Genomic DNA, 10,082 nt, shown 5'->3' with positions numbered 1-10,082 from the left:
CGTATGAACCGCCGTCACCGTCGCACCCGCAAGGCCCCCACCGGAAACGTCCGTCACCCGGCCCGTCAGGGAGCCCGAGGTTTCCTGAGCATAGGACACCGAAAAAGAAAAACAAAAATTGAGCAATAGCAAAGTATATAACGTCTTCATCAGTTCTGTTGAATTTTAATGTAATTTGGTTGACGTCCTAATCCGTTAATACCTGATCGATAACGTGCAAAACGCCATTGCCCGTCAGGATATCCCGCCGGAGAAAATTCGCATCCCAAGCATTGTTTGTGCCCCGGATGGAAAGCCCCATAAACAAGTTCGGATTTTCCCAGTCTGGAAATAGCGTAATGATGGTTTCACTGCCATTCCGCATCAATTGCCTGACCTCCGTCTGGTCGGCCGATGCGGTCAGGAAATAGTCATGTGCAAACCGACGGATTCCGGCGATGTGATAGTTCACGAAATTACGGAGTTGCGCCGGGTCCGCTTCCGCAATGGCCGTTACTCCCCCGTATCCTGCGGCCCGCATGGCACTGTTATCCGGCGCGTAAACGGTATAGTTTCCATCCCTGCCGAAATCAGCAAGTACGCCCGTCCGCTTCATCGCCTCATAAAAAATAGTTAAGTCGGCCTCCGCGGCAATGGCGTCTGTAATCTGTTCATGCAGATAAGGCTCCAGCAGCCGGTCAACCACCTGCACCAATCCGTTGCTGGCTTCCAATTTCAGCGGATTCACCAACGCACCGTTGACGGTCAGCAACGTATCTCCTCCTTTTATCCAGCGGCTTACAAACAGCTTGCCCCCGGTAATGGACCGGGCTTCCTGGTTGAACACAAACGGCGTATGGTCCAGGTCATACCTGCCGTCCAGCACGTGATAAGCAGCTATCTGGCCCAGCCGTTTCCGATCGTAACCGGCCAACCCTTCGGGGGTGCTGATTCCCAGCTCATTGAATGCCGCATCCGTCGGCGCCAGCAACGTGAACGGGCCGGGTTCCACCAGCTTGTTGTCCAGTCCGGCCAACCTGATTGCGCCGTCGTACAACGACAGGTTAAAATTATCAGCCACCACATAGCGTATCTGGTTTTGGTTCAGGTCAACGATGTTCGCTTCTTCTTTCTCGCAAGCACCGAAAGCAAACAGCATCAATGCAGCAGTCCACAGCCATGATGGCATGGCTGTCTGCTGTTTATTTGGATTTATTTGTCTACGCATCACAAAAAGTTTAATAGTCCAGGTTAAAACCATCAGGAACGAACAGCCTGTTTACGGCATGCAAGGGGCCATTCAGCGTCAGGATGTCCGGCTCGACAATTTCAGCGGGCTCCTGCTGGCTGCCTTTCAGCCGAAGGGATACCCGCCCCTCACTTTGGAAAAATTCAAACGGAACGGGATAAGCCGGCTGGCTGAACGTCTGCCTCCCCACGAGATAACCACCCAGCATTTCGTTGTTCAGATCGTTGGAAAAAAATATCAGCGGGTTTGAATCTGTCGAGTTTCTCCAGTTGCCCTCGTAATAGTGACGCCCCCATTGGTGATACGTCAGTACGGAATCGGATACCTGTATGCCACTGAACCCGTTAAATGGCGCGCGGCCGTTCAGCCGGATAATACTGGCTGCATCCGGGAATCCTGCCTCCATGAACGCTTCATTGGTGGGCACCAGCAGCGTTAAACTGCGTATACGCGGCTGGCCGGTAACAAAAGACGTACCATCAAACGATAGCCAGGGCAGGGTTTTCCTGTTAACACTGCGGTATCCATCATCGTTGTGCCGCAGCACCTCCAGGAAGATGCTGAAGCGCGGGTCTTCTTCTAATACCTCAATGGTATACTTGCTGGGGCGAATCAAAAAGCGTTCTACAGGTATCAGCATTCCGTGCGAAAACGCCTCCCCGGCGAAACGCCCAACTGGCTTACCGTTGATGATCAGGTTCTCTGCTGTGAACCCGATATAGTGTTCGTATACATACGGCGCCTCCGAACTGAAAACATACCGCCGGTATGGCCCTTGCAGCTTCGTGGTGGCTTTGAAGTTGCCTAATTTCGGTGTAAGCACCTCCGGATCCAGCCGCGTTGTGACAATGTGGTACAGCAGCAATGAATCCAGTTCTTCGGCGGAGCGCGCCGCAATAGATGCTGCTGAATACCCCGCTGCGCTGACCGCCTCATCACTGGGAACGAAGACGGTTAGGGGCTGTTTGGTTCCCCAGGCCGCCAACGAATCATTTAGGTGACTTTTTTCCCACATGGCCTTGAACAAGGTGTATCCCGGCCTGTCCAGGAATGCGCCGAGCGTTTGAGTCACCTCTTCAACGGGTACAGGTTCCCCTTGGGGCACCGGAACATATTCGGCTTTCCGGCATGAAAAAAAGAGCGACAACAGGGCTATGGAAGCACTGTATATCGTAGTTATCGTTGATTTATTCATTTTTTTATATTCCTGTTTTTCGTTAATCCTGTAGGGGTTCCCGTAGTGCTGCAGCAGGCAGTACCAGGAGGTCTTCCACCTCATGGAGCACGCCGTTGTCCGCCAGGTGATCTGTAAGGGGCGGTGCGGAAAGCGCGACCTGGCTAATGGGCACGTTGGAACCACTGAAACTCGTTTGAAGGAAAAGCATCCCCCTGCTGCGCGATGCCAGGTAAAAACCACTGCTCACCGCCTCATCACCGGTGATAGGCACCATCACGTTGTTGCCATTGTACCGGGGATAGCCGTTGGGTGACTGGAACGTGACATGCAGGTCTGACATGAACAGCCGGTTATTGAAGAGGTACGAGCCAAACAACCTCGGCAGGTAATCGTCCGGATTCATCGCCTCGATATCCGCCAACGTGATTTCATGCCGTTCAAACGCCTCATTGCGCGGAGCGAAAACCACCCAAGGGCCTTCCGTGGCCAGGCGATCCCAATAGCCAAATTGCTTCAGGGCGGCAGTAAACAGGGAGCAATCCGGCCGGTCGGCAAGCATTTGCTGAACGGTTTTTTCCTGATATTTCAGCGGCTTGTCAATGACATGCAGGACACCGTTGGACAGCACATTATCCGGATAAATCAGCTCAGCGCCATTCACATAATAGTAGTCTCTGTATCCAGCGAGATAAAGCTCTTTTCCGCTTTTATTGACATACCGGTTATCCACCGATTGCTCGGGTATATCTGACAGAAATACAACCTCCCCCATCAGGTGGTACCGGAGCATAAAGCGTAGGCTATCCCGATCCAACCGGTCAAAATCGGCCGGACGGCTTATGCCCATGGCACGGAAGGCCTGGTTAGCAGGGGCGAATACGGTGATCAGCTCGTCTCCCTGCAGTTCTTCCAGCAAGTCTGCCCTTTCCAGCGCGGCATAAAATAGGGTCAGTTCAAAATTATTGCGGATGAAATCGACCGCATTCCGGTAATTCTTGTTTTCCACAAAGAGTTCAAGGTCTTCATTCTGGCAGCTGCCTAACCCAAGCAGCGCAACCCCAGCAAAGAAGCATATCAGTTTCATAAATCGTTTTTTCATAGCTCATCTACTAATTGTAAACCGGCGGTGCATATTTGCGTTGCACCGTCATGAGGTAAGCCCTTCCGTTGACCACTTCGATGCTATTCACCGTGGCAAACGACCGGGGGTTATAAACGCCGGAATGCTCGCTGACAATCATATTCGGAAACGGTACCGCCGAACCTAAGCCTGTGACCCTGACGTCTGGAATCTTACCGTGGAAAGCAAGGGGAATGTACGTGCCATTGCTATCGAACGCATCGCGCGACGACCCCGGTGCAACAGCCGGATCCATGCCCGGTGCCACAAGCAATAGGGTTTGCACAGTGGTGGTAGAAATTCCATTGGATGCCGTATCGGCAAATACCGGAAAAGCGGCGTATGGGCTTACCGCTGCATGCTCGGTATCCCGTCTTACGGTTCCCACGTAATTCATGTAGTGCCCCGGCAAGGGAAGCGATTCGGAGAGGGTCGTCATATGATCAACGCCTGGAATGCTGCGGTTAAGTGTCAGGTACATATCCATCTCATCCCGCATTCCCCACCGCATGTTGCCATAGCTGGTGATTTCCGGCTTCAACATGCTTTCTGCATTCCAGAATCCTTTTGCGCTCATGTTGTAAACGTTGAAATAGACCAACGAGTCGGCAAAAGGCTGTTTGTGGAAGTTTTCCTGCCGGAGTATCATCCCGTTTTGCTTGGTTACGAAATCCTTCTGCAAAACGTGGAGCGTATACACTTCACCAGGCGCCAGGCTTACCACCGTATCAATAAACACCTGGCTGCGCAGCCGCGCTGGCAGCGCAGCAAACGGTTCGGCGCTGATGGGCCGGAAGACGAATAGGATACGGTGCTCTCCTGACGGGATCTGCGCCCATGACGACAGGTCAAAACCGTTCAGCACGGGGCCAACAAGCACATTGGCTTTCCCGGGATATTCGGGATTGCGGTAAGAGGTGCTGGTGGAACTGTGCGTGGGAAACGGCGGAGCGTAGGAAGCGCGCTGATCCAGGTGATCGCCCACGATTGCTCCGCCGATGGGAACGCCTTCGGCATCAAATTCTGGATCAATGAGCATGGTGAGGAACGGCTGCTCCTCGAAACGGTTTTCCAGTTTCACCTCGTAGTTGAGGTTATTGAACACCCGCAGGTACGCAGGTTCGTGGATTTCCCGGTATTCCACTTTCGCACAGCCGGCCAATGCAAGCCATGCAGTAAAAGCAAAAATGTTGATTCTTTTCATCAGTCTTCTATTTGATGTGTTTAACGATGAACATGCGCGGCGGAAAGTCGCCCGAAGGCTGGTCGCCTGATCCAATCAGCGCAACGGTATAGGTACCCTGTTCAAACTCGGGGATCACGCCGCGCACATACAATTCTGGGCGTGCAATAAACTGGAGCTTCCCCAGCAGCGGCACTTCGCTGGCCCAGCTTCCCGGCACCACCCCCGGTGAGGATCGGTAAGTCATGACCACGATGGGCGCATGCAACTGCTGGATCCACACATAGGGATCCGTTTCGCGCACCTCGCCGGGGGCAAGGTTCTCCTTAGCCGCGGCGGCCCCGCCGAATGCCTGCCCGTCGGCACCAGTAAAGGTGACGTGGGGATAGCCTGCATGCAAATTCAGGAAACGCAATTTGAAATGAAACGCATCCCGCATGCGGTCAAAGGAAGCATCCTCCCCGTCGGTTCCCGTGAAACGGTCGCCACCGAGGTGGTTGCTCACCACCCGCAATGCCACCCGCTCCCCGTCATGGAACAGCCAGACGGTGTAGTTACGATCGGCTTCTATGCGGTATTTCTCCGTCACGGTACCGGCGGGTGTTTCTACATCAATAACATACTCGCCCGCTATGACACTTTGGTAATCACCGCATGTCGCATAGGCCAAGTGCTCCGTTTTCGTGGCTAATCCCTTCAAGGCAAACGTGGCCTCGTCAGCGAACGGCAACGCGTTGACGAACTGTACGCGGGCGTAGGTCAAATTGGCCGCCTCCGCATTGTCTACGATGATCTCGAACGCATTCTGGAACCCGCTCAAGGTCATGCCCGGGCCACCCTCTGGATACGGGTAATTAAATTCCTTCGGCGATATAACAATAGTATAAACGCCTCCAGGCTTGTAGCTATGGATAGGTGCATAAATCACGCCGCTGTCGTCTTTGGAATCGCCCGGAACCACCGAGCTGCTGGGCGGATCAAGCAATAACGTGCGCGACCACTTTCCGGTGACCTGTGTACCGGCCGGCGTGCGTACCTTGAACTGATAAGTTCCGTACGGAAGTTCCACGTAGTCGGAATGATCGCCCGGCGCAACATTTTCCAGCTTATCGCTGATGGAGCTGCCGTCGGCCCACGTCAAGCTAAGAGGCCCGTGAACATCCTCAAAATTGTCCCTGACACCGGGCGCGGACAAGTTAATCAGTCGGATTTTGAAGTGATCGGCTTTACTGGGTGACGTAATATCGCGCGGAACACGCTTCACGACGGCACCCTTGTCAAGAATCGCGGGTTCGGACAGGTAATAATCCACCGGCTCGTTGGAGTTTTCAAGTTCCAGTTCCAATGGGTCAGGAGAGCCCAGCACCCCCATGAAGGAGAGCCGAAGGTGCGCGACACCGCGCTGCCCGAACAGCTCCTGCGGCATGTTCCACAGTTTGCCGAGCCGACCTCCCTCGGGAAAGTACTTGGTGCCGGGATAGTCGAACTCATTTTCCGAGTCTGGCTGGTTAAAAATAAAATTGGTCAGGCGATCACCGTCTGCTTCTACCTGATTGAACCAGTGCAGGTTGACGATCCGCACGTTAGATGGTTCCATCGCTGCTGTTATCATTCGGTTATCATGGGTGAATCCGATTTTTTCCTTACTGCATGAAACGATAAGGAGCAGGAAAAAAAGAGATAAATAGTTTGTTGTCTTACGTCCGTTGTCTATCATCTTACGTCTCATGGCTAAAACAGGTTATACGTGAATCCCAGCATTACTTCTGCGCCCCTGCGGTAACTGCGGTTGATGTACTCGCTGCCGTACCATTTACCGCCCGTTGCCGGGTTGGCGTACACGGTCTTGAACGCCGGATCAAGGACGTTCTTGGCATATCCCTTGAAATACAGACGCCTGTTAATCCGTTGGCTGAACACAAAATCAAGGATAGCTGCAGGCTGTGTGTACAGGTCGGGCTCACCGGTCAGATTGATTTGCACCAGCCGCTCGCCCACCATGTTAAACGTGGCCGTCAGATCAGTCCCCCACCGTTCGTTGTCGTAATTAAGCCAAGCATTAATGGAAAAGGGCGCTTGCTCAAACAGCGGACTTGTTTCCGGCGCGTGGCGGTCTATGAACTGGCTGGCAGCCAGCCGATCCGGGGTTTTCTGTATCTCGCTTTGCGCCAACAACAGGTTGGCCCCGAGGAAGAAATAACGGGCCGGTTCCCAAAGGGTACCCAGGTTTTTGACAACCTCCAACTCCAGCCCCCATACGCGGCCAGTATTGGGATCATTCTGAAACTGGATAATCGGGAATTCGGGATAGGTTGCGGCCAGCCCTTCCGTGCGCAGGCTGAAGACCTTGACCAACTGGTTTTTGATTTCTTTTCCGAATGCCGATACCGCGATGACCTCACCGGCGGCAGGAAACCACTCCCAACGGAAGTCCAGGTTCGTGGTGTGCTGGTTTACCAGTTCAGGGTTGCCTACCACCAATCCCATCTGGAACGCATCGAACTCGAAGACATTGGTGATTTCACGCAGTTCCGGCCGGGCCAATGTGGTGTTGAACGCCATGCGGAAGTTCATGTTGTCTCGGTACGTGTAGGTAGCGTTCACCGAATAATACGGCTTATAGCCGGTTTTGTAGGCTGTATTCGGACTTACAAACGAAACCTGCCCCTGCACAGCGGGATCGGTGTATACATTAGTCGTATCAACGGCCGACTGGATATTCGTACGTTCGAAACGCACGCCACCGGCCAGCCGGATATTCCCCGGCAGCTTCAGGTCAAGCATTCCATAGTAGGCGTTGGTTTCAAAGAAGCCGGTGTAATTATTCGGCGACTTCCGGGTATTATAGAGAAATCCACCCACTGGAATGCCCCCTTCTTCCGTTTGGCCGTCTGCCAGCCGGATGCCGACCACATCCGGCCCGACGAGCCGGTCAAGGTTTCCGTCCACCAATTGCAGCGGAAGGCTGCCGTTGCCGTAGAAATTGGAACCGGGCAGGAACAGCATATTTTCGCCGAACTCCCGGTCACGATTCAGGTAATTGAAGCCGGCTTTGAATTCCTGACGCTCGCCGAAAAGCGGAAACGGGAAACTGGCGTCCGCTTTATAGTTGTATCCCTGCTCTTCGAGATTCCGCCAGCGGCGGCCGTTAGGCTCGGCCTGTATTGTGCCATACGCCCCGAAGCCGTTTACGTAGCCCGAAGTAAGCGCATACAGCCGTTCGGTATATATGGGTGTCGGAAACGGGTCGTCTGCGTCGGTAGCCGGCGGCGTATACCAAGCGCCGCCAACCGGCTTATAGCTTGCCATATTGACAAACCGGTAATCGGGGTCACGGTGATCAGACAACGAGGTCGCTAAATTGTAGCTCAGCCGGGGTGAATATTCTCCGGCAAACCACTTGTGTTCCCCCTGGAAATTGAAGGTATGCAATGTCCGGTAGGTTTGCCTGAGCGAATGGACGATACTACTTACCTCGCCTGCCATACCGGTATATTCATAACCGCCATCCATGTTGGTGGCCTGCGTTTCGCCCCCCCAGCTTCCCATATACTGCGCACTGACCTCATGCCGCGGACTGAACCGGTATGTCAACCCGCCCAGCACACCGTAATTCAGTGTCTCGATACCGGTATTTTCCAAATAAGTCTGGTATTTGCCAACAAATAAACTGTTGGGCGTGATGTAATTGGGAATATACCGTGGACTGTAAATGTTCGTATTCCCCGTCAGCACTCCTTGGTAAATGCTGTACTGGTTCAATTCCCCCCGGTACACGTCTGTCGTCCGTCGGTAATAGTTTCCACCGAGTATAACCCCCAGGCGGTGCTTTCCGATACCGTAGCTATTGCCAAACGTGGCGGAATAAAGCTGGTTGAGCGGTGCCTGCTGGTGCTGCGTAGTCAGCACTGGGTCGAACCTGCGCATGATGCCGTTAATCCGGTTTGCCTCCTGTAAGGCTGTAGCGCTGTAGCCGCTGTTGGCAATCAGCTGCTGGATTTCCGGCAACCCGCCCGGATACTGGCTGCCCAGCCGGAGAAAATCGCCCGGCAGTTGCTTGTCATTTATTTTCTGCCCCCATACTCCCATATCGCTGTTCCAGAAGCTATTAAACTCGCCGCCAATGCCGATGGTGGAGTTAAAGCCGGTCTGAGCGATTACCTCCAGCGTCATGCTGTCCGGCACAGATTTGGTTTTCAGCTCCACGATACCAGCCGCCGCATCCGCCGGTTTATCCGGGGTAACGGTCTTGTAGATAGTGATGTTATCCAGTAACGACGCGGGCACGAGATCTAAGGGGATCGCACTGCGGTCGGGATTCGACGAAGCGAGACGCGCGCCATTGAGCTGCCCGATTACACTGCGATCGCCAAGCCCGCGTATTGCCACATATTTATCATCGGTGATGGTCACCCCGGATACTCTTGACAATGCCTGTGTGGTGGTGATACTTGCCGTTTTCAGAATCTGGTCGGCCGAGATGGCATCCTGGATGATGGAGGCGTTTCTCCGTTCTTCCAGTACCGCAATTTCCGTATTGGCGCGGCGCCTGGCCTGTACAGTTACCTCACCCAGTGCCGTAGCCGACACGGTAAGCCTTACGGTAATAGTCCGATCACCCGCGCTTACCGGCACTTCGTTGGTTTCATACCCCAGGTAGGTAAACACCAACACGGCCCCTTCTTCGGGAACACCAACTGAAAAGCGGCCATTTTCATCAGACGTGGTACCCACGCCCGACCCCTTGATGCGGATGGATACACCCGCCAATGCGGTTTTTCCGTCGGTATCCAACACCTGACCGGTGACACGCGCCTGTACCGGAATCGGCTGGATAACCACGAAACCATCCACCTCGCGGTAGCGCAAACCGGAGTCCATAAGCACGCGGTCCAGCGCCTGTGCTAAACTGATGTGTTGTTCTTTTAGGTTGATTTTACTTGCTTTATTATCCACAAGCGCTGCCCCGAACACTATGCGGACATTGCTTTTTTTCTGCAATTCCAGCAGACTTTCCTTAAGATTAGATTGTCGTAAATCGATACTGATGTAAATATCCTTCACCGATTGGCCATTTACCGACGCTGCTTGTAACATCCCGCACAGCCAGCATAACAGGATCAATACCATCGAAGAACACTTCATAACGAACAATATATTATGGCGTAGATTTCCTACATTTTGCATACTTTTGATGATTACGTTTTTTAAGTAACAGGCGTAATGGTTCCGCCTTTGCGCAGAACCCGGCAGTTTTGAGGCAAACCCGAGGCTTCCAAACATCGGTTTACCTGAAATACTGCATCTTATCGGGGCTCCCCGCTTCTGGCGGGGAGTTCTTTGTTATACGTTTTATGCTGTTGCTAACATCCCT

At 53.3% G+C, this 10,082-nt stretch carries 6 protein-coding genes; all 6 read right to left on the bottom strand.

Annotation, left to right across the window (positions count from 1 at the left end):
- Window positions 1–187 precede the first annotated feature (187 nt).
- From BM030_RS15645 to BM030_RS15620, 6 genes are read right to left on the bottom strand one after another with little or no spacing between them, the layout of a single operon-like run.
- The gene (locus BM030_RS15645) at window positions 188–1,207 is read right to left on the bottom strand and encodes a fasciclin domain-containing protein (RefSeq protein ID WP_170845770.1); all 1,020 of its coding nucleotides are present in this window, start codon (window positions 1,205–1,207) and stop codon (window positions 188–190) included.
- Between the two features lie 10 nt (window positions 1,208–1,217).
- The gene (locus BM030_RS15640) at window positions 1,218–2,423 is read right to left on the bottom strand and encodes a fasciclin domain-containing protein (protein ID WP_170845769.1); all 1,206 of its coding nucleotides are present in this window, start codon (window positions 2,421–2,423) and stop codon (window positions 1,218–1,220) included.
- A gap of 22 nt (window positions 2,424–2,445) precedes the next feature.
- Entirely contained in the window at window positions 2,446–3,504 is a 1,059-nt protein-coding gene (locus tag BM030_RS15635) for a fasciclin domain-containing protein (RefSeq protein WP_090974538.1), read from the bottom strand.
- A gap of 10 nt (window positions 3,505–3,514) precedes the next feature.
- Window positions 3,515–4,729, bottom strand: a complete 1,215-nt coding sequence (locus BM030_RS15630; protein WP_090974537.1) for a hypothetical protein — start codon at window positions 4,727–4,729, stop codon at window positions 3,515–3,517.
- 7 nt (window positions 4,730–4,736) lie between these two features.
- Entirely contained in the window at window positions 4,737–6,437 is a 1,701-nt protein-coding gene (locus tag BM030_RS15625; protein WP_139215919.1) for a DUF4397 domain-containing protein, read from the bottom strand.
- Window positions 6,438–6,439: 2 nt separating this feature from the next.
- Window positions 6,440–9,805 carry a TonB-dependent receptor gene (locus BM030_RS15620; protein ID WP_244518989.1) on the bottom strand — a complete coding sequence of 1,122 codons (3,366 nt, stop codon included), beginning with the start codon at window positions 9,803–9,805 and terminating at the stop codon, window positions 6,440–6,442.
- Between the last annotated feature and the right edge of the window lie 277 nt (window positions 9,806–10,082).

The sequence above is a fragment of the Parapedobacter composti genome (assembly GCF_900112315.1).
Lineage (GTDB): Bacteria > Bacteroidota > Bacteroidia > Sphingobacteriales > Sphingobacteriaceae > Parapedobacter > Parapedobacter composti.
Note: the sequence above shows the minus strand (reverse complement) of the source record. Positions and strands in the feature narration are given on the sequence as shown.

Coding starts and splice junctions, on each gene's coding strand:
- BM030_RS15635 (WP_090974538.1), bottom strand. CDS start 3,504: ATGAAAAAACGATTTATGAAACTGATATGCTTCTTTGCTGGGGTTGCG.
- BM030_RS15620 (WP_244518989.1), bottom strand. CDS start 9,805: ATGTTACAAGCAGCGTCGGTAAATGGCCAATCGGTGAAGGATATTTAC.
- BM030_RS15640 (WP_170845769.1), bottom strand. CDS start 2,423: ATGAATAAATCAACGATAACTACGATATACAGTGCTTCCATAGCCCTG.
- BM030_RS15630 (WP_090974537.1), bottom strand. CDS start 4,729: ATGAAAAGAATCAACATTTTTGCTTTTACTGCATGGCTTGCATTGGCC.
- BM030_RS15645 (WP_170845770.1), bottom strand. CDS start 1,207: ATGCGTAGACAAATAAATCCAAATAAACAGCAGACAGCCATGCCATCA.
- BM030_RS15625 (WP_139215919.1), bottom strand. CDS start 6,437: ATGAGACGTAAGATGATAGACAACGGACGTAAGACAACAAACTATTTA.